Below are 19,688 nucleotides of genomic sequence, written 5' to 3' on the forward strand. Positions count from 1 at the left end.
CTCTTCCGACCGGTGTAAATATTCCAGCTGGTCTGCCATGCCCAACCTCGCGCTGACCGTTGGTGAGCCGGCGGGCATCGGTCCGGAGATCCTGGTATCTGCTTGGCTACAGCGCAGGAAACATGCTGTTCCCGCTTTCTACGCGCTGGCAGACCCGTCATTGCTCGTCGCGCGCGCAAAGCGGCTCAATTTGGATGTCCCCATCGTCGAGACCTCTGCCGAACAGGCGATCTCGCGGTTCGCCGATGCCCTTCCCGTCGTTCCGCTGGAAAACAATCTTACGGATGCCCCGGGACAGCCGGCCCGCGAAAACGCCGCCGGTGTCATCGAGGCAATCACGCGAGCTGTCCAAGACACGATGAGCGGCAATGCCGACGGAATCGTCACCTGCCCGATCGCGAAGAAGCCACTCTACGACGCCGGCTTCACTTTCCCCGGGCATACTGAATTTCTTGGCCACCTGGCGCAGGAGATCACGGGGAAACCCGCCACCCAGGTTATGATGATGGCCGGCCCCGACCTCCGCACCGTACCAGTCACCGTGCATCAATCGCTAGCCACGGTGCCGGCAACCCTCACACGAGAGGCAATCGAAGAAACCGCGAGGGTCGTCACGCGCGACCTTGTCCAGCGTTTCGGCATCGAACGGCCACGCCTGGCGGTCGCCGGCCTTAATCCTCACGCTGGTGAGGGCGGCGCGCTTGGTGAGGAGGACGCCCGCATCATCGCTCCGGCCGTCGCAGCCTTGCGTGCAGAAGGGATCGATGTTGTCGGTCCCCTCCCTGCCGATACGATGTTCCACGCCGATGCGCGCCGCAAATACGATGCAGCGCTGTGCATGTATCACGACCAGGCGCTTATCCCAGTCAAGGCACTCGCTTTCGACGAAACGGTGAATGTCACGCTCGGGCTCCCCTTTATCCGCACCTCCCCTGATCACGGCACAGCCTTCGACATCGCCGGAAAGGGTATCGCGCGACCGGATAGTCTGATCGCGGCGCTCAAGCTCGCCCGTCAGCTCGCCGACAACGCGGCCCGAAATCCGGCATGACGCTCGATGAACTACCACCGCTTCGGGACGTCATCCAGCGACATGGGCTTTTTGCCAAGAAAGCGCTGGGCCAAAACTTCCTCCTCGACCTGAACCTTACCCGCCGGGTTGCCCGCACGGCCGGTCGGCTCGAAGGCTTTACCGTAATCGAGGTAGGCCCCGGGCCCGGCGGCCTCACCCGCGCCCTCCTATCCGAAGGAGCCGCGCGGGTCATAGCGATTGAGCGCGACGAGCGCTGCATCGCCGCACTGGAGGAAATCGCTGCGCACTATCCCGGCCAGTTAGAGATCGTGGCCGCCGACGCGCTCGCTACCGATTTTACCGCACTCGTTGGCAACGCACCAACGAAGATCGTGTCCAATTTGCCGTATAACATCGGCACGGAGCTTCTGATCCGCTGGCTGACGTCAAAGCAATGGCCGCCATACTACCGGTCCCTCACCCTGATGTTTCAGCGGGAAGTGGCCGAGCGGATCGTTGCGCCACCGGGAAGCAGCCACTACGGCCGGCTCGGCGTCCTGGCCGGATGGCGCATGGAGGCTTCCATTGCCTTCGATGTGCCGCCCCGTGCTTTCACGCCACAGCCAAAGATCACATCCTCGGTGGTTCACCTCATCCCGCGTGAGCAGCCGCTGGAAACAAAGGTGGAGAAGCTGGCGCGCGTGACCGAAGCCGCCTTCGGCCAGCGGCGTAAGATGCTGCGGCAAAGCTTGAAAGCACTGGGCGGCGGGGAGTTGCTGGAAGCCACTGAAATTGACGGCACTCGCCGGGCCGAAACGCTGTCGGTGGAAGAATTCGTCCGTTTGGCGAACGCGATTTAGTCTAACATTCTGTCAGCTTTCTTCTCGTTTATCAGCGTTCTTCCCGGTTAGAAGCCGTCCCACAAAATCTTCCAGTCCGGGCCTGCGCTCGCGCCGCAGCCTTTCTGCCTGGACGATCGAGCGGACAGATTCAAAAGCGCTACCCAGATCATCATTGATGACAATGTAGTCATAGTCGCGCCATTGCTCGATCTCCAAGCACGCGTTCTTCAGCCGCTTCTCGATCGTCTCCGGCGTGTCCTCTGCGCGCCGCGTCAGCCGCGCTAGAAGTTCACCCATTGTCGGCGGCAGAATGAAAACCGAAACGATATCGTCGGGCATTTTCTCGCGAAGCTGTGCCGCACCCTGCCAGTCGATATCGAAAAGCATATCGCGTCCATCCGCAATCGCCTCTTCGACCGGCTTTCTCGGCGTGGCATAACAATTTCCGTGCACCTCTGCCCATTCGAGTAATTCGCCGCTGTCCCGCAGCATCTCGAATTCGCGCATGGTTTTGAATTTGTAGTGAACACCCTCGATCTCACTGGCCCGGCGGGGCCGTGTCGTCACGCTGACCGACAGTTTGAAGCTGCTGTCGTGTTCCAGCAGGCTCCGCGCGATAGTCGATTTTCCCGCGCCCGAAGGCGACGAGAGAACAAGCATCAGGCCCCGGCGGCGGATGGGGGTAATTTCGGACGCAGAAGACGGCATTCCTACTCCAGATTTTGAACTTGCTCGCGCAGCTGATCCACAACGACCTTCAGCTCCAGTCCGATCGCAGTCACGGAAGACGCGTTGGATTTCGAGCAAAGCGTATTCGCTTCCCGATTAAACTCCTGTGCAAGAAAGTCCAGCTTACGCCCGACCGGCCCACCATTCTCGAGAAGGGAACGTGCCGAGCTTACATGGGTCTTCAGGCGATCTACTTCCTCGCGTATATCGGCCTTGGCGGCAAGGAAAGCAGCCTCCTGATAGAGACGGCCTTCCTCCAGAGACGGCGCGGTATCCAGAAGGAGTTGGACCTGCTCCCCGAGCCGCGCGCGAATGCTCTCGGTCTCGCGTGAAGGATCGGTTTCCACCCGATCGGCAAGCCTTTCAATGGAATCTATCTGGCCGGATATCACATCTTTCAGCGCTTCGCCTTCCGCCCGGCGTGCGGCTTCCAATTCTTCGAGCGCAGTGTCGAGTGCACGCAACGCCGCATCTTCGATCTGGCCCTGAGTTCCCTCGTCGGCAGTCGAGCCGGGGATATCCAGAACGCCCCGAAGCGCGAGCAAGCCATCAGCCCTGGCGGGAGCAGCACCGTACTCTTCCTCAAGTCGGCGGGCCTGCTTCGCCAGTTCATCGAGAAATACCTCGTCCACAACCGGGCGGCGCGACGCCTCGCCGTGCTGCACAGTCAGATTTGCCTGGATGTTTCCGCGCGAAAAGCGGCGCATGATACGCTGCTTCGCGGACTGCTCCACCCGTTCGAGTCCCTGTGGCATGCGCAAACGAGCATCGAGACCGCGGCCATTCACCGACCGCAACTCCCAGCTCACCGTTGCCGCCTCGCATTCGAGCGCAGCACGCGCGAAACCCGTCATGCTCTGTAGTGCCATAGACGTCCCCCGCGTCCCGCCCGGCCGCACGATCCATTTGTCAGAAAGGATAAGCGCTCATTCGCTATCCTCCGCCTCTTCGGCGCCTTCGGCCGCCTCTTGCTCTTGCTGCGTTCGACGCTCAAGCTCAATTCTGCGCCAGCGGGCGACATTCTGATTATGCTCGTCCAGCGTCGTGGCAAAGGCATGCCCCCCGGTCCCATCGGCTACGAAATAAAGATCGTCCGTGCGCGAGGGGTTCGCCACCGCCTCGAGTGAGGCCTTGCCCGGATTAGCGATGGGCGTCGGCGGCAGTCCGTCGATAATGTAGGTGTTATAGGGCGTCTCTTTCTCAAGATCGGACCGATAGATTGGCCGGTCAGACGGTTTCCCCTCTCCTCCAAACAGGCCGTAAATGACCGTCGGATCCGACTGCATACGCATACCGCGTTCCAGACGGTTGAGGAACACGGCCGCCACGCGGGAACGCTCGTCCGGAACACCGGTCTCCTTTTCCACAATAGACGCCAGGGTTATGAACTCTTCGACACTGTCGATGGGAAGATCGTCCGCACGGCGCTCCCAGGCACTGCTGACGATCTGTTTCTGCTCCTCCATCAGCCGGTTCACCACGTCTTCGCGAGATGTTCCGCGCGTAAAGCGGAACGTATTCGTGGCGAGGCTCCCCTCCGGCGGCAGTTCCTCCGGCAGCTCTCCGGAAAGCTGAGGCATATTGGCAATACGCTCAAAGGCCTGGGCAACGGTCTCCCCCTCCGGAATCGTCAGCGAATACAGCACCGAACGGCCGCTCTCCAAAAGCTCCATGATGTCCTGCATGGAAGCATGAGCCTTGATCTCGTACTCGCCCGCCTTGATGGCGCTATCCGCATCATGGATGCGCAGGCCGACGACGAAGATCCGCGCATCAGTGATGAGCCCGCGCCGCTCCAACAAATCGGCGATCGCCCGCACGCCGGTCCTTGGCGGGATCATGATCGTTTCCGCCGTTGTCGACGGGCCCGGCCTCTCGAACTGAAGCTTGCCAATGTAGAACAGGACACCGGCAAGAATGACGAGAAAGATGACACAGGAAAGAACGAAATTCAGAAATACGACAAACCGGTTCCGTGCATACCGCGAACGCTTGGAGGGCGGCGGTGTACCAGTCTCGGGACGAAGTGTCTCACGCGCCGACTTGGCGACGATCCTATCCGATCCAGTCCGTCTAACCAAATCGTCGGTCTCCTTCTGCTGATAAGATTATGCATCCTCCGCGCCGAGGAGGAATCATATGCATACCATGCAGTACAATAACGACAAATTTCCGACCCTGCAGCCCAGAACAGGCTCAGCTATCAAGCCGTTTGAAGACCAGCGAAGCGTTTGTTCCGCCGAATCCAAACGAGTTGGACAGCGCCACATCCACGCGGCGTTCGCGCGGTTTCTTCGGGACCAGATCGATCGCTGTCTCGGCATCCGGATTGTCGAGATTGATCGTCGGCGGCACGACGTTGTCGCGTATAGCCAGAAGGGAGAAGATAGCTTCCGCTGCGCCCGCTGCGCCGAGCAGATGCCCGATGGACGATTTCGTCGACGACATGGACACGTTCTCGGCTGCATCGCCCATCAACCGCTCAACAGCCCCAAGCTCGATCGTATCTGCCATGGTGGAGGTGCCATGTGCGTTGATATAGTCGATGTCGGCAGGCGTAAGCCCGGCGCGCTTTACTGCCGCGGTCATGCACCGGTAAGCACCGTCGCCGTCTTCTGCCGGCGCGGTGATGTGGTGGGCATCGCCCGTCAGCCCATAGCCGACGACCTCGGCATAGATCTTGGCTCCGCGCGCCTTCGCGTGCTCCAGTTCCTCCAGAACAAGGACACCGGCGCCCTCACCCATGACAAAACCGTCCCGGTCCCTGTCATAGGGGCGCGACGCTCTTTCCGGCGTATCGTTGAAACTGGTGGAGAGCGCCTTGCACGCGGAGAACCCGGCGATCGCAAGCCGCGTAACCGGCGCCTCTGCGCCGCCGGCCAGCATAACGTCGGCATCTCCCAGCATGATAAGCCTGGCCGCATCGCCAATAGCATGCGCACCGGTCGAACAGGCCGTCACCACGGCATGGTTCGGTCCTTTCAAACCATGCCGGATGGAGACCTGGCCCGAAACCAGGTTGATAATGTTGCCCGGAATGAAGAAGGGACTGATGCGCCGAGGTCCGCGATCACGCAGGATGAGCGCATTTTCCGCAATCCCCTCGATTCCGCCGATACCTGATCCGATCAGCACGCCCGCATTATTGCGGTCGGCCTCGGACTTGGGCTCCCACCCAGAATCGGCGAGAGCTTGATCGGCAGCAGCAATGCCATAGGAGATGAAGTCGCCAATCTTGCGTTGCTCGCGCGGCTCCAGAAACTGGTCCGGATCGAATGCACCCTCGCCCTCGCGCGGGATGACGTTGGCAATCTTGCACGGCAGGTCATCGATCTCGAATCCATCGATGCGCCTTGCTGCACTCCGTCCGGACAACAGGCATTTCCATCCGTGCTCGACCCCTAGGCCGAACGGAGAAAGAAGCCCCATTCCGGTGACGACGACACGCCTCATATTTCGATTGCCTTGCCTTGATTCGGACGACCGGCCTGGCCTCAGGCAGTGGCCTTTTCGATGTATTTGATCGCATCGCCGACCGTAAGGATCGTCTCGGCGGCGTCGTCGGGAATTTCAACACCGAATTCTTCTTCAAACGCCATGACCAATTCGACCGTATCGAGGCTGTCCGCGCCAAGATCGTCGATGAAGCTGGCCTGTTCGTTTACTTTGTCAGCGTCGACGCCAAGATGCTCGACGACGATCTTCTTGACGCGTTCTGCAGTATCACTCATGTGAGAACCCTCGCTCGTGAATTTCCGGTACTCGTTAGCGGCACGAATTCGCCTAATCAAGCTGAAAAGACAATCGTACTAACGGCTTTATCCACTTTTTGCATCCGCCTGCTCTCGATAGGCTCGCAATTCGTTGGACGCGCCAATAGCACGAATGCGCGCCGGATCAAAGCGCCAGCCACGCCTCAAAGCATGGCCATCCCTCCGTTGACATGCACGGTCTGCCCGGTCACGTAAGAAGCCTCGTTGGAGGCCAGGTAAGCGACCGCCGTAGCGACCTCCGCTCCGGTTCCCATGCGCTTCATGGGAATCGTGCTCATAATCCCCTCGCGCTGCTTTTCGTTGAGCTTTTCCGTCATTGCCGATTCGATGAAGCCCGGCGCAACGCAGTTGACCGTAACATTCCGTCCTGCGATCTCCTGCGCAAGAGACTTTGAAAAACCTATGAGGCCAGCCTTCGAAGCACAATAATTCGCCTGCCCCGGATTGCCCATCACTCCGACCACAGACGAAATATTGACGATACGGCCGAAGCGCCGACGCATCATGGGATGGGTCAATTCTCGAGTCAGGCGGAAAGCGGCCGTGAGATTAACCTCCAGGACCGCGTCCCAGTCCTCATCACTCATACGGACAAACAGTCCATCCCGGGTAATCCCCGCATTATTGACGAGGATATCCACCCCTTCCAACTCCGATTCGGCTTTACGGCCCAGTGCACTCACCTCCTCGCGATCGGAAAGGTTGGCGGGGAAGAGCTTGACCCGCTCGCCCAGCTCGCCGGCTAGCGTCTCCAGCTTCTCTACGCGGGTTCCGTGCAGCCCGACGGTGGCACCTTGCGAATGGAGCGCGCGCGCCACGGCTTCACCGATGCCACCGGAAGCTCCCGTTACGAGCGCCTTGCGGCCACTGAGATCAAACATTGTCCGGTCCTCTTTCGAAAAACTTGGGTTGCGCCTCATGCAAGCGCTTTCATGGCCGCCTCGATGTCGGCGGGAGAATTTACGGTGATCCCGTGGATCTGGCGGTCGATGCGCCGGGCCAGACCGGTGAGTACCTTTCCGGAACCGATTTCATAGAGCGTGTGAACTTCGTTCCGGCCGAACCACTCCACGGTCTCGCGCCACCGCACCCGCCCGGTAACCTGCTCCACAAGGCGCGCCGTGATGTCCTCAGGATCGGTTATCGGGCTCACCGCAACGTTCGGAATCACCGGCACCTCGGGCCGCTTCTTGGCCACCTGGGCAAGCGCTTCGCCCATCCGCTCCGCTGCCGGAGCCATGAGGGCGGAGTGGAACGGTGCAGACACCGGCAGCATCATCGCGCGCTTGGCGCCCTTCTCCGTGGCAAGGTTCGCGGCCTTCTCCACCGCCGTCTTGTTCCCGGAAATGACGAGCTGCCCGCCGCCATTATCGTTGGCAATCTGGCAGATGGCACCGTCTGCGGCCTCGCTACAGACTGCTTCTACATCTTCCGCAGGCAGCCCGATGATCGCAGCCATGGCTCCCTCACCCACCGGCACGGCCGCCTGCATGGCGTTGCCGCGGATACGCAAGAGCCGGGCAGTATCTGCGAGGGTGAATGTCCCGGCGGCACAGAGTGCCGAATACTCGCCCAACGAATGGCCGGCCACATAGGACACCTTGTCCTTCAGCGATATCCCGCCCTTCTCCATGACGCGCATAACCGCCATCGAGACCGCCATCAGCGCCGGCTGCGCGTTGGCCGTGAGCGTGAGTTCGTCTTCCGGCCCCTCCCACATGATGGTGGAAAGCCGCTGATCCAACGCGTCATCCACCGCCCCGAACACCTCGCGAGCCTCTGCAAACGCGTCCGCCAGATCGCGGCCCATGCCGACAGCCTGGCTCCCCTGCCCAGGGAAGGTGAAAGCGGTGCTCATCGCGGATAACTCCCAAAACCTGCTTTCGTTTGGGAGACGGTGGTGGCCCAACTGCCCCTCCGCGTCAAGCCTTTTACCGAAGGGGGCCGCTCGCCCTCAAACAGATACATTACTGATATATCTGGTCCGGCGAGATATATTTGTCAGGAGGAGTCAGACCTTTGATACTCCCCGATGGCATATCGCCGCCAACTGCCCTATATGAAGCCGGCTTCGACTTGCGGTGCCTGTTTCCTGTACATCGCGCACGACATAGAACGCATCATTTCCCTTCTGTTTGTCACGGTTCCCATGCAGCAAGCGATCACCATTTCCAGCCTATCCAAGGTCTATGATTCGGGTCTCACGGCCCTGCACGAGGTTGACCTTGAGATCCACAAGGGCGAAATCCTCGCCCTCCTCGGCCCGAACGGCGCCGGCAAGACGACGATGATCTCCATCGTGTGCGGTCTCGTGCATCCGACCTCCGGATCCGTCAGCGTCGAAGGATACGACATCGTCAAGGATTTCCGGGAAGCGCGCTCGCGGATCGGATTGGTCCCCCAGGAGCTGCATACGGAAACCTTCGAGACTGTCTGGGCGACGGTAAGCTACAGCCGCGGCCTTTTCGGCAAAAAGCCCAACCCCGCTATCGTTGAACGAATTCTCAGGGATTTGTCTCTTTGGGACAAGAAGGACAACAAGATTCTTGAACTCTCGGGCGGGATGAAGCGCCGTGTCATGATCGCCAAGGCGCTTTCGCACGAACCACAAATCCTCTTTCTGGACGAACCCACGGCGGGCGTAGACGTCGAACTGCGCAAGGACATGTGGCAGTTGGTCCGTCGTCTGCGCGATTCAGGCGTCACGATCATCCTGACCACACATTATATTGAGGAAGCCGAGGAGATCGCGGATCGCGTGGGTGTCATCAACAAGGGCCAGCTGATACTCGTCGACGAGAAGAGCGAGTTGATGCGCAAGCTCGGCAAGAAGCAACTCAATGTGGAGTTGAACGACGCCGTCGACACCCTGCCCGACAACCTGAAAGCCTATGATCTCGATCTTGAAAACGAGGGACGGCGCATCGTTTATAGATACGACACCCAGGCCGAGCGCACGGGCATCGGGTCACTGCTCGCCGATCTCAACAGGGCGGGCGTTTCCGTAAAAGACGTGAGCACGAAGCAAAGCTCGCTTGAGGATATCTTTGTCAGCCTTGTAGGAGAAGCGCCGTGAATATCGAGGCCGTCAAATCCATCTATCTGTTCGAAATGGCTCGGATGAGGCGCACGCTCCTGCAGAGCGTGGTTTCACCCGTCCTGTCCACCTCGCTCTATTTCGTTGTTTTTGGTGCCGCCATCGGGTCGCGTATCGAGGAGATTGACGGCGTGCAGTACGGCTCGTTCATTGTCCCGGGCTTGATGATGCTCACGCTTCTGCAGAACTCGATTTCGAATGCCTCTTTCGGCATCTACTTTCCAAAATTCATCGGCACGATTTATGAAGTTCTCTCGGCGCCGATTTCCTTTGTCGAAATCCTGCTCGGCTACGTGGGTGCGGCCGCGACCAAGTCCCTGATCCTCGGCATCATTATACTTGCAACCGCCCATCTCTTCGTCCCGATCGAGATCCGACACCCCTTCTGGATGCTGTTCTTTCTCGTGCTGACGGCGGTCACATTCAGCCTATTCGGTTTCATCATCGGCATTTGGGCAGACAATTTCGAGAAGCTGCAGCTCATTCCGCTTCTGATCGTTACACCGCTCGTGTTTCTCGGCGGTTCGTTCTACTCGGTCGATATGCTGCCCGAGTTCTGGCAGCGGGTGACCTATTTCAATCCGGTCCTGTACCTGATCAGCGGTTTCCGCTGGAGCTTCTACGAAACCGCGGACGTCAGCATCGGCGTCAGTATCGCGATGATCTGTCTCTTCCTTGCCATCTGCCTTGGCCTGGTCTGGTGGATATTCAAGACCGGTTACCGACTGAAGACCTAGAAATCAAAGAGACGCGGGCGATGACGATTTCAAGCGAAAGGAACTAGCCGGTCTTCAAAAGACCGGCCGCATCGCCGCGCTTATGCGCTCGTGGTCCCGCTATCCGGCTGAATCGCACAGCCGTCTATTGGCGCACCTGAAGCTTCTTGTCGGCAAGCTCCTGCAGGGCTGCGACGCGGGCCTTGTAAAGCTTTTCCAGGCACTCGACATTGCCCCCGCAATCCTCCCGCCGCGAATGCAACCACACCCGCTGCTGCTCCTGAAGCTCCTTCTTGAAATCCGGCGCGGTCTCCGCGGCGGTTTCAAGCGTTCTGTACAGAATCGCCGCCTTGATATCCATCCGAGTGAGTTCAGGCGTATTGCAGATCGCGGATTCAAGATCGGACTCGACCTTGCCGCAATCGAAACTTTGAGCCTGCGCCGAATGGAACGCCCCGCCGCCCAGAATTAATATTGCGGGTAAAAGCCCCTTGGAAAATCTAATCGCACGCATTCACGCCCTTCCTACAGTTCGATGCACAAACAAACCTTCACGGCTGCGGGCAGGCCTGCCCGGGCCAATCCGGAGGATCGAAAGTGGAAGAGCGTACCGGCCCCGGCCCCAGCAACAGCGGAATCCGACGGGGATGGTTCGCTTCCGCGTCCGGCTTATTGACGGTCGTCAGGCAGGTTCCCGAAACCCAGCCGCGTTCGCTCCCAAACGCGATGCTGCACCAACGATCTTCGCATCTAAATACCCTCACATTGGCGCCCTTTTTGAGTTGGGCAACGCGCGCGTGATCCGATCCGGGACCTGACCGCAGCACAACGGTATCGGTCAGGTGAGCGCTTTCGGCTTGCGCGATGGCAGGCACGACAATAAAGACCGTGCCTGCCAGTATCCCAACTCGAACCATCGTCAACCTGCCTTCCGGGTCAGCACCATGTGGTAAGCAAGAATGACAACCACCGAGCCGATGACCGCGACGATCAGACTGTAGATATTAAGTCCCGTGATCCCGGACGCGCCAATCAGACTGAACAGAAAGCCGCCGACGACAGCGCCGACAATCCCAAGCGCGATGTCGAGGAAGAACCCCTCCCCGCTCTTGTTGACGATTTTACTGCCGATGAACCCGGCGATCAGACCGAGAATAATCCATCCAATAATCGACATGACGAAGCCTGCATTCCTGGAGTTGAACAATTGTACGTGCCGGACGGCTGTCCGGCACGTTTTCGGCTTTACTTGTGCTGTCCCAAAATGGTCGCGAGTTCCTGAAGATTGGGAACTTTACCGTTGGCTGTGAGCTTGTCGACAAGTCCCGGAAGCGCCTTGGAGAGCTGTGAAAGAAGTTCCTGCTCGCTCATACCGGCCTGCTGAGCCGCATGGCTGACGTTTTCCTTGCCGATCGCGTGGTGCAGATGCTGCGGATCGATGGGCTTGTTCTGGCCACTGCCAACCCACGATTGCGCCGCCTCGCCGTGGCCGGCATCCTGCAACTTCTGCAAAAGGCCGTCCATGCCGCCGAGCAGCCCGCCATCCTGTTGTGAGCCGCTAATGCCCGCGGGGCCGCTAGTGGCCGCTGGGCCACTGCTGACCGCTGGGCCACTGGCGGCCGGGGCGGCCTGCGCCGCCATTGCCTGCCCCTGATTTCCGCCATGATGCATCATCTTCCCGACGACTAGCGTTCCAAGCGCAATCATCAACGGCTTGGAAATAGCGCCGCCCGGAACGGCCTTGCCCAATATCGAATCCATAAGACCCATTTTCTTCGCCCCTTCTGGCTCAAGGATCATCAGACTGCGGAGAGATTTCCCGCAATACGTGTACATTGACACGCATTCCACCCGCACTTTCAACAGAAACCGGCTAAAGCGCTTTACAGCGGGTGAAAGAACTTCAACCCATTTGAGGCTTTCGGCCGGCGGCGACCACACGATCTGCAACACGCGGCTGGCCTCCCGCTTCCTCCGAGCGCGGGCTTGCATAACGGGCAAAACGCTGTATATACGCGCCGTCTGCCGGTCTCAGCCGGGGGCTGAACGGAGGGCTGGTGCTGTCGCACCGCCGGAAGCAGGAATTGCTTCGGCCTCCCGTGTCTCCGCTCTCGACCGTCTCGAATTGGCCTTTCTTCACCGGGAAACCGGGCAGGAGGGGTCGCTGAGGCTTTAGCCGCTGAGCCGGGCAGGCAGAAAATGGAAGAAAGGCAAGAAAATGGCACTTTACGAAAACGTGTTTCTTGCCCGGCAGGACCTCTCGCCGCAGCAGGTCGAGGCGCTCGTTGAGCAATACAAGGGCGTTCTCGAAAATGGCGACGGCAGTGTCGGTCGGGTGGAGAGCTGGGGACTGAAATCCCTGGCCTATCGGATCAGGAAGAACCGCAAGGCGTATTTCACTCTGATGAACATCAACGCTCCGGCGGAAGCGGTCAAGGAGATGGAGCGGCAGATGGGCCTCTCCGAAGATATCCTGCGTTTCATGACCGTGCGTGTCGATGAACACGAGGAAGGCCCTTCGGCCATGATGCAGCGCCGCGACGACCGTGGCCGCCGTGACGATCGCGGACCGCGCCGTCCGCGCGAAGGCAATGGAGGTGGCCAGTAATGGTTGACATTAATCAGATTCCCACCCGGCGCCCCTTTCATCGCCGCCGCAAGACCTGTCCGTTCTCCGGTGCCAACGCACCGAAGATCGACTATAAGGACGTGAAGCTGCTCCAGCGCTACATTTCCGAGCGAGGCAAGATAGTTCCCTCGCGCATCACGGCAGTTAGCCAGAAGAAGCAGCGTGAACTGGCCCGCGCCATCAAGCGCGCCCGCTTCCTGGGCCTTCTGCCGTACGTTGTGAAGTAATTTCGGCGCGGGCGTCATCGCCCGCAACTCCCCTCCGCCTCGGGAACGGAACGGGATTCTTGCAAAACCCGAGTTGAGGCAGTTGCAACACCGCCTCTAACTGCCACAAGGCAGGACAGCGAACACCCGCCGCAAGGCCCTGTTTCCTGACCTGCCTTCAAGATATTCCGGCACCAGCCGGCAATCAGGGAAACGGAACCATGGAAATCATTCTTTTGGAGCGCATTCCACGGCTCGGCCAGATGGGCGATGTCGTGAGGGTCAAAGACGGCTTTGCCCGCAATTTCCTTCTGCCGCAAGGCAAGGCCTTGCGCGCCAACGAAGCCAACAAAAAGAAGTTTGAGACACAGCGCGCCGATCTCGAGGCGCGTGACCTTGAACGTCGTAAGGACGCCGAGGGCGTTGCGGAGAAGCTGGACGGCAAGACCTTTATTGTAGTCCGTTCGGCAGCTGAGACCGGCCAGCTTTATGGCTCTGTCTCGCCGCGCGATATTCTGCAGATCCTTAACGAGGAAGGCTTCAAGATCGGGCGCAACCAGGTCGAGATGAATCAGCCCATTAAGAGCATCGGTCTCTCCAATGTCGGGATCGCGCTGCATCCCGAGGTAATCGTCACCATCACGGTGAATGTCGCGCGTTCCGAGGATGAAGCCGAGCGCCAGGCGCGTGGTGAGCGCCTTGATTCGGCCGAAGCGATCTACGGCGAAGACGTTAACGAGAGCGCCCGCCCCGAGGAGTTCTTCGATCCGAGTGCGGAATACGAGCTTGAAGAGTCCGAAGAAAACCCGGAGACCGAAGGCGGCGAGGCCGAGGACGAAAACTCCAACGCGTAGTGCTGACCCCCGTCATCACCGATAAAGGCCGGGCGCACGCCCGGCCTTTTCTTTGCCGGCAATAACGCTTTAGAAAAATTGAATCGAGGACGCATCCGGTGTGCAAGGCCAACGAAACCCAGCGATGGCGGCCCTTTCTATGCCAATTTCCTGCCGCAATTTGGTAAGTGCCCGCAGCATAAAGCCTTTTCATTCAGGTTTCATTTGATACATAGTTGTTCATCCCAAAGAAGCGGGGTGAGTGATGAATCGGTTACTTACGAAATTGGCTTCGCGCCTCATACGGACCGGACACCTGAGCATCACGAGCGCCGACGGCTCTACGCACAGTTTTGGCGATGGGTCCGGCGAGCCGGTGCATGTCGTCATACATTCCAGGCAGGCTGAACGCGCAATCTCCCTCGATCCGGCGCTGGCGGTTCCCGAGGCCTACATGGACGGCGATCTGGATTTCAAAAAAGGAAATCCGCTGGCACTGCTGAAGCTGATCTACCAGAACATGGAGGCCGGCAGCGGTCCAATCCTGGCGATGAGGATGGGTGAAGGTCTGCGTTACCTTTTCCGCCGGCTGCACCAGTTCAACCCCGCCGCGCGCTCAAAAAGCAATGTCCAGCGCCACTACGACCTATCCGGCGAGCTTTATAAGCTCTTCCTGGACGAGGACATGCAGTATTCCTGCGCCTACTTCTCCGACCCCAACGTCTCTCTGGAAGAGGCGCAACGCGCCAAGAAGCGCCACATTGCCGCCAAGCTGGCGCTGGAGCCGGGACAGAAGGTGCTGGATATCGGCTCGGGCTGGGGCGGCATGGGTCTCTATCTCGCCAGGCATTTTGGCGCGGAGGTACTCGGCGTCACCCTCTCGGAAGAGCAGCACACGGTCTCACAGAAGCGCGCGCAAGAAGCAAACCTTGCCGGCCGGGCACGTTTCGAGATTGCAGATTATCGCTCCCTGACCGGTCCTTTCGATCGTATTGTGTCGGTCGGCATGTTTGAGCATGTGGGCGTCAACCATTACCGCACCTTCTTCGAGCAATGCGCACGACTGCTGGACGACGATGGTGTGATGCTCCTGCATACGATTGGCCGCACCTCCGGCCCGTCCGTCACGAGCGCCTTTATCCGGAAGTACATTTTCCCCGGCGGCTATATCCCATCCATGTCGGAGATTCTGCCCGCCATCGAGAAGGCGGGCCTCATCGTCACCGACGTCGAGGTGCTGCGGCTCCATTACGCCGAAACGCTGAAGAACTGGCGCGAGCGCTTCATGGCCAACCGCAGCAAGGCGGTGGAGATCTATGACGAGCGTTTCGCGCGGATGTGGGAATTTTATCTGTCCGGTGCGGAAGCATCCTTCCGTTGGCAGGAGATGGTGAACTTCCAGATCCAGATCGCCAAGAAGCGAGAGACCCTACCCCTGACCCGTGATTATATCGGCGAGACGGAGGAGCGCTTGGCTGCGGACGAAGGAAAGGTCTTCACCCACGCCGCCGAATAGGAATATAGTCAGCGGAATTGTGGTGATTCGGTGTCAAGCTCTGATGCGCTGAATCGGTGTTTTTCACCAGCGCCGCTGGGGATAGCGTGTGCATCGACATTATTTTCATTCAGGCGGCTTACCCGTGTTCCTCCGATGGTCTAGGAGAAGAGGAACCGGGGGGTGCCGGACTGTGTCCGCTGTGTACCGGCAGCCGATAGAGACAATGGAAATACAATGGCCGACGCAGTCCGCAAGTTGAATACGGCGGAAACGCCTTCATATCGCGAAGCGCCCAACAATATTGAAGCCGAGCAGGCGCTCCTTGGCGCGATTCTGGTCAACAACGATGCGTTTTACCGGGTCTCGGACTTTCTGAAACCCGAGCATTTTCTGGAGCCTCTGCATCGGAAGATTTATGAGGTCGCGGGCGAGCTTGTCCGCATGGGAAAGACCGCCAATCCTGTCACTATGAAGACCTTCCTGCCTGCCGAGGAAAAGGTGGGCGAAATGACGGTGGCACAGTACCTCGCCCGACTGGCTGCCGAAGCGGTAACCATCATCAATGCAGCAGATTACGGCCGCGCCATCTACGATCTGGCCGTGCGCCGGGCCTTGATCACAGTCGGCGAGGACATGGTCAACATCGCCTACGATGCGCCGGTTGACATGTCGCCTCAGGATCAGATCGAGGACGCCGAGCGGCGGCTGTTCGAACTGGCCGAGACCGGACGTTACGACGGGGGATTCGAGAGCTTCGGCGACGCGACGAAGATCGCCGTTGATATGGCAAACGCCGCCTTTATGCGCGACGGGCACCTCTCCGGGATCGCGACCGGGTTGCAGGACCTCGACCGGCGCATGGGTGGGCTGCAGCCATCGGACCTGATCATCCTCGCCGGTCGCCCGGGCATGGGTAAAACCTCACTGGCCACGAACATCGCTTGGAACATAGCCTCCGCTTACGAGCCGGCACAGCAGGCTGATGGCTCCTTTGCCGCCGCCAACGGCGGTGTGGTGGGCTTTTTCTCGCTGGAAATGTCTTCCGAGCAGCTCGCCACCCGCATCATCTCCGAGCAAACCGAAATCCCCTCCTCCAAGATCCGGCGCGGCGAAATTACCGAAGCCGATTTCGAAAAGCTCGTTGGTTGCGCGCAGATGATGCAGGACAGGCCGCTCTACATCGATGCGACCGGCGGCATCTCCATCGCCCAGTTGGCAGCGCGTGCCCGCCGGCTGAAGCGGCAACGCGGACTTGATGTCATCGTGGTCGACTACGTTCAGCTGATGCAAGGAACATCCGCACGCGCGGCGCAAAACCGCGTGCAGGAAATCACCGAAATCACCACAGGTCTAAAGGCTCTTGCAAAGGAGCTTGGTGTGCCGATCCTCGCGCTCTCCCAGCTCTCGCGCCAGGTCGAAAGCCGTGACGACAAGCGCCCACAGCTTTCCGATTTGCGTGAATCGGGTTCCATCGAGCAGGATGCCGACGTGGTGCTCTTCGTGTACCGTGAGGAATATTACCTCCAGAACCGAGAGCCAAAGCCGGGCACGGAGGAGCACATCAAGTGGGAATCCGAAATGAACGAGATGCGTGGTAAAGCCGAGGTGATCGTGGCCAAGCAGCGCCACGGCCCCACGGGCACCGTTAGTCTTGGCTTCCAGGGCGAATTCACCCGCTTTTCGGATTTGGCCGAGGAATCGCACCTGCCGGAGCGTTTTGAATAGACGTGGCAAGAATTCCTCATATGAGCGGTGGGGGGCTGGAGCCCCATTTGGCGGGCGGACGTCTGACCATCGATCTGTCGGCTCTGGCGGAAAATTACCGTTTCCTCGCGGCACGCTCCGCCCCGGCAGAGGCCGCGGCGGTAGTCAAGGCGGATGCCTACGGGATCGGCATACGGCCGGCCGCACGTGCGCTGTGGACTGCCGGCTGCCGACGTTTCTTTGTCGCGCTTCCGCACGAAGGTGTAGCGCTGCGGGAGGCCGTACCGGACTCCGAGATTTTCGTCCTGAATGGTCTCTTCGGCACCGAGGCAGCGGCTGTGCATCGCGAAGCACGGCTGATCCCTGTTCTCGGCTCGCAAAGCGACCTTTCCATATGGGAAGCTCATGGTTGGGACAGCGAGGATCCCCGCCCCTGCGTAATTCACGTTGACACAGGCATGAACCGCCTGGGCCTCACCTATGAACGCGCGCGAGCCCTCGTGGAAGAGAACGCGCTGACCGGCGCGCTGACTCCGATACTGGTGATGAGCCATCTTGCCTGCGCCGGCACGCCGGACGATCCGATGAACGCACGGCAGTTGTCGGGATTCCAGGCTGTGCGAATGCTCTTCCCAGGTGTTCCGGCAAGCCTTTGCAATTCCGCCGGCATTTTTCTCGGCGGTGATTTTCTTTGCGACCTTACACGCCCAGGCATCGCCCTTTACGGCGGTGCTGCCGCGGATGGTCCGAACCCGATGAAACCCGTTGTTACCGCAGAAACCCGTGTTGCACAGGTACGCTATGCGCGGGCGGGCGAAACGGTAAGCTATGCCGCCACGCCTCTCATGCGAGACACGATCATCGCCGTTGCTTCGACCGGTTATGCGGACGGATATCACAGATCAGCCTCGAGCGCGGCGGTTCCTCTGCGCAAGTTGGGCCAGCCCGGTGCATCCGGCTTCCTCCACGGGCGGGAGGTCCCCCTTCTCGGCAGGGTGACGATGGATCTCACCATGTTCGACGTGACCGACCTCGGCGCAGATGCCGTTGCTGTCGGCGATCATATCGAACTGTTCGGCCCTAACATGCCCATCGACCGGATGGCAGACGCCGCCGGTACGATCTCCTATGAGGTCCTGACCTCCCTCGGCCAGCGCTATCACCGGGAGTACATCGAGGCTGATGCGAAATCCGGGCAAGATCGGAGCAAACGCTGATGGCGAGAGCGCGCGTCCAGTTCATCTGTCAGAACTGCGGAACGGTGCATGCCCGCTGGGCCGGCAAATGCGACGGTTGCGGCGAGTGGAACACGCTTATCGAGGAAGGTACGGGCAGCGGCATTGGCGGCGGGCCGCAATCGCTCAAGAAGGCGCGCGCCGGACGAGCGGTCGCGCTGACCACTCTTTCAGGTGACATCGAGGATGCACCGCGGATCGCCACCGGTATTGCCGAGCTCGACCGCGCGACCGGTGGAGGTTTCGTGCGCGGCTCCGCGCTTCTGGTTGGCGGCGATCCGGGCATCGGCAAATCGACCTTGTTGACCCAGGCAGCAGCCGCCCTCGCCGCCAAAGGGCATCGGATCGTCTATGTTTCCGGCGAGGAAGCGGTCGCCCAAATTCGCCTGCGCGCCCAGCGTCTCGGTGTAGCGGACACCTCTGTCGAGCTCGCCGCCGAAACCAATGTGGAAGATATCCTGGCCACCATCGGCGAAGGACGCCGGCCCGACCTCCTCATTCTCGATTCCATTCAGACCCTGTGGACGGATCTGGCAGACTCGGCTCCAGGAACGGTCACGCAGGTGCGCGCCGCCGCCCAGGCGATGATCCGTTACGCAAAATCGACCGGAGCCGCCATTGTGCTGGTCGGTCACGTAACAAAAGAAGGACAGATTGCCGGTCCTCGCGTGGTTGAACACATGGTGGACGGCGTCCTTTATTTCGAGGGCGAAGGCGGGCATCACTACCGCATCCTGCGCACAGTCAAGAACCGTTTCGGCCCCACGGACGAAATCGGTGTGTTCGAAATGGGCGACCAGGGCCTGCGCGAAGTATCCAACCCGTCGGAGCTGTTTCTTGGCGAGCGTACTGCCGCCGCTCCGGGCGCAGCGGTATTTGCCGGGATGGAAGGCACGCGGCCGGTTCTGGTCGAGATACAGTCCCTCGTTGCGCCATCGACTTTGGGCACGCCACGGCGGGCGGTGGTCGGCTGGGATTCCTCGCGCCTTTCAATGGTATTGGCCGTGCTTGAGGCGCATTGCGGCGTGCGCTTTTCCAACCATGATGTCTACCTTAACATTGCCGGCGGCTATCGGATTACGGAACCTGCAGCCGATTTGGCGGTGGCCGCCGCACTTGTATCCTCACTCACCGGGCTTGCCCTTCCCGCCGATTGCGTCTATTTCGGCGAAATCAGCCTCTCGGGCGCCGTTCGGCCGGTGGCGCATGCGGCAAGCCGTTTGAAGGAAGCTGAGAAATTGGGCTTTACGCGCGCCGTCATGCCGCCGGGCAGCGAAGAAGCGGTCGGAGGCATTGCTGCGAAGGCGCAAAGGCCGGAAGGGCTCGCGGACCTCGTTGCGGAAATTGCAGGGTCGCGCGCGGCAGAATGACCGGGGCAAGAAAAAGAACACAGCGCAAACATCCCGGTGGGGAA

22 protein-coding genes are annotated in these 19,688 nt (G+C 59.9%); 11 read left to right on the forward strand and 11 right to left on the reverse strand.

Going from position 1 to position 19,688, the window contains the following annotated elements:
• The first annotated feature begins 37 nt into the window (after positions 1-37).
• Both pdxA and rsmA read left to right on the forward strand, forming a co-directional pair.
• Positions 38-1,051: a 4-hydroxythreonine-4-phosphate dehydrogenase PdxA gene (gene pdxA / locus LY631_RS05885; RefSeq protein ID WP_274424192.1), complete on the forward strand. Its 1,014-nt coding sequence runs from the start codon at positions 38-40 to the stop codon at positions 1,049-1,051.
• Positions 1,048-1,872 (forward strand): 16S rRNA (adenine(1518)-N(6)/adenine(1519)-N(6))-dimethyltransferase RsmA, encoded by an 825-nt coding sequence (gene rsmA, locus LY631_RS05890; RefSeq protein ID WP_274424193.1) that lies wholly within the window; start codon positions 1,048-1,050, stop codon positions 1,870-1,872. Before pdxA ends, rsmA begins: the two co-directional genes overlap by 4 nt.
• A 12-nt stretch (positions 1,873-1,884) precedes the next feature.
• Here rsmA and gmk read toward each other — a convergent pair whose 3' ends face one another.
• From gmk to fabD, 7 genes are all read right to left on the reverse strand, one after another.
• On the reverse strand, positions 1,885-2,562 hold the full coding sequence (gmk, locus tag LY631_RS05895; RefSeq protein WP_274424194.1) for a guanylate kinase: 678 nt from the start codon (positions 2,560-2,562) through the stop codon (positions 1,885-1,887).
• 2 nt (positions 2,563-2,564) lie between these two features.
• Complete coding sequence (locus LY631_RS05900) at positions 2,565-3,452, reverse strand: YicC/YloC family endoribonuclease (protein ID WP_274424195.1); 888 nt, start codon at positions 3,450-3,452, stop codon at positions 2,565-2,567.
• A 57-nt stretch (positions 3,453-3,509) separates the two neighbouring features.
• Entirely contained in the window at positions 3,510-4,664 is a 1,155-nt protein-coding gene (gene mltG / locus LY631_RS05905; RefSeq protein WP_274424196.1) for an endolytic transglycosylase MltG, read from the reverse strand.
• 115 nt (positions 4,665-4,779) lie between these two features.
• Positions 4,780-6,036 carry a beta-ketoacyl-ACP synthase II gene (fabF, locus tag LY631_RS05910; RefSeq protein WP_274424197.1) on the reverse strand — a complete coding sequence of 419 codons (1,257 nt, stop codon included), beginning with the start codon at positions 6,034-6,036 and terminating at the stop codon, positions 4,780-4,782.
• A 41-nt stretch (positions 6,037-6,077) separates the two neighbouring features.
• Positions 6,078-6,314, reverse strand: a complete 237-nt coding sequence (locus tag LY631_RS05915; RefSeq protein WP_274424198.1) for an acyl carrier protein — start codon at positions 6,312-6,314, stop codon at positions 6,078-6,080.
• Between the two features lie 185 nt (positions 6,315-6,499).
• Entirely contained in the window at positions 6,500-7,237 is a 738-nt protein-coding gene (gene fabG, locus LY631_RS05920) for a 3-oxoacyl-[acyl-carrier-protein] reductase (protein WP_274424199.1), read from the reverse strand.
• 35 nt (positions 7,238-7,272) lie between these two features.
• Positions 7,273-8,214 carry an ACP S-malonyltransferase gene (fabD, locus tag LY631_RS05925; protein WP_274424200.1) on the reverse strand — a complete coding sequence of 314 codons (942 nt, stop codon included), beginning with the start codon at positions 8,212-8,214 and terminating at the stop codon, positions 7,273-7,275.
• 291 nt (positions 8,215-8,505) lie between these two features.
• Here fabD and LY631_RS05930 point away from each other — a divergent pair, with 291 nt between their 5' ends.
• Positions 8,506-9,432: an ABC transporter ATP-binding protein gene (locus LY631_RS05930; protein WP_274424465.1), complete on the forward strand. Its 927-nt coding sequence runs from the start codon at positions 8,506-8,508 to the stop codon at positions 9,430-9,432.
• Positions 9,429-10,190 (forward strand): ABC transporter permease, encoded by a 762-nt coding sequence (locus tag LY631_RS05935; RefSeq protein ID WP_274424201.1) that lies wholly within the window; start codon positions 9,429-9,431, stop codon positions 10,188-10,190. Before LY631_RS05930 ends, LY631_RS05935 begins: the two co-directional genes overlap by 4 nt.
• A gap of 124 nt (positions 10,191-10,314) precedes the next feature.
• Here the strand turns inward: LY631_RS05935 and LY631_RS05940 are convergent, their stop codons facing one another.
• The 4 genes from LY631_RS05940 to LY631_RS05950 all read right to left on the reverse strand — a co-directional run bounded on the left by LY631_RS05940 (position 10,315) and on the right by LY631_RS05950 (position 11,939).
• On the reverse strand, positions 10,315-10,683 hold the full coding sequence (locus LY631_RS05940; RefSeq protein ID WP_274424202.1) for a lysozyme inhibitor LprI family protein: 369 nt from the start codon (positions 10,681-10,683) through the stop codon (positions 10,315-10,317).
• A gap of 37 nt (positions 10,684-10,720) precedes the next feature.
• Positions 10,721-11,086, reverse strand: coding sequence for an SH3 domain-containing protein (locus tag LY631_RS20435; RefSeq protein ID WP_445082853.1), 366 nt, complete (start codon positions 11,084-11,086; stop codon positions 10,721-10,723).
• Positions 11,087-11,088: 2 nt separating this feature from the next.
• Entirely contained in the window at positions 11,089-11,346 is a 258-nt protein-coding gene (locus tag LY631_RS05945; RefSeq protein WP_274424203.1) for a GlsB/YeaQ/YmgE family stress response membrane protein, read from the reverse strand.
• A 68-nt stretch (positions 11,347-11,414) separates the two neighbouring features.
• Positions 11,415-11,939, reverse strand: a complete 525-nt coding sequence (locus LY631_RS05950; RefSeq protein WP_274424204.1) for a YidB family protein — start codon at positions 11,937-11,939, stop codon at positions 11,415-11,417.
• A 448-nt stretch (positions 11,940-12,387) separates the two neighbouring features.
• On the opposite strand from LY631_RS05950, the gene rpsF reads away from it, so the two are divergent.
• The 7 genes from rpsF to radA all read left to right on the forward strand — a co-directional run bounded on the left by rpsF (position 12,388) and on the right by radA (position 19,644).
• The gene (gene rpsF, locus LY631_RS05955; protein WP_274424205.1) at positions 12,388-12,777 is read left to right on the forward strand and encodes a 30S ribosomal protein S6; all 390 of its coding nucleotides are present in this window, start codon (positions 12,388-12,390) and stop codon (positions 12,775-12,777) included.
• A complete protein-coding gene (rpsR, locus tag LY631_RS05960) occupies positions 12,777-13,025 on the forward strand; it encodes a 30S ribosomal protein S18 (protein ID WP_011581252.1) in 249 nt (82 codons plus the stop codon). The genes rpsF and rpsR overlap by 1 nt, the downstream gene beginning before the upstream one ends.
• Positions 13,026-13,225: 200 nt before the next feature.
• On the forward strand, positions 13,226-13,858 hold the full coding sequence (gene rplI, locus LY631_RS05965; RefSeq protein WP_274424206.1) for a 50S ribosomal protein L9: 633 nt from the start codon (positions 13,226-13,228) through the stop codon (positions 13,856-13,858).
• 244 nt (positions 13,859-14,102) lie between these two features.
• Entirely contained in the window at positions 14,103-15,353 is a 1,251-nt protein-coding gene (locus LY631_RS05970; RefSeq protein WP_274424207.1) for an SAM-dependent methyltransferase, read from the forward strand.
• A gap of 216 nt (positions 15,354-15,569) precedes the next feature.
• The gene (locus LY631_RS05975; RefSeq protein WP_274424208.1) at positions 15,570-17,060 is read left to right on the forward strand and encodes a replicative DNA helicase; all 1,491 of its coding nucleotides are present in this window, start codon (positions 15,570-15,572) and stop codon (positions 17,058-17,060) included.
• A gap of 20 nt (positions 17,061-17,080) precedes the next feature.
• Positions 17,081-18,256 carry an alanine racemase gene (gene alr, locus LY631_RS05980; RefSeq protein ID WP_274424466.1) on the forward strand — a complete coding sequence of 392 codons (1,176 nt, stop codon included), beginning with the start codon at positions 17,081-17,083 and terminating at the stop codon, positions 18,254-18,256.
• Positions 18,256-19,644, forward strand: coding sequence for a DNA repair protein RadA (gene radA, locus LY631_RS05985; RefSeq protein ID WP_274424209.1), 1,389 nt, complete (start codon positions 18,256-18,258; stop codon positions 19,642-19,644). The genes alr and radA overlap by 1 nt, the downstream gene beginning before the upstream one ends.
• Positions 19,645-19,688: the final 44 nt, after the last annotated feature.

The organism is Chelativorans sp. YIM 93263 (assembly GCF_028767125.1).
Classification (GTDB): Bacteria; Pseudomonadota; Alphaproteobacteria; order Rhizobiales; family Rhizobiaceae; genus Chelativorans.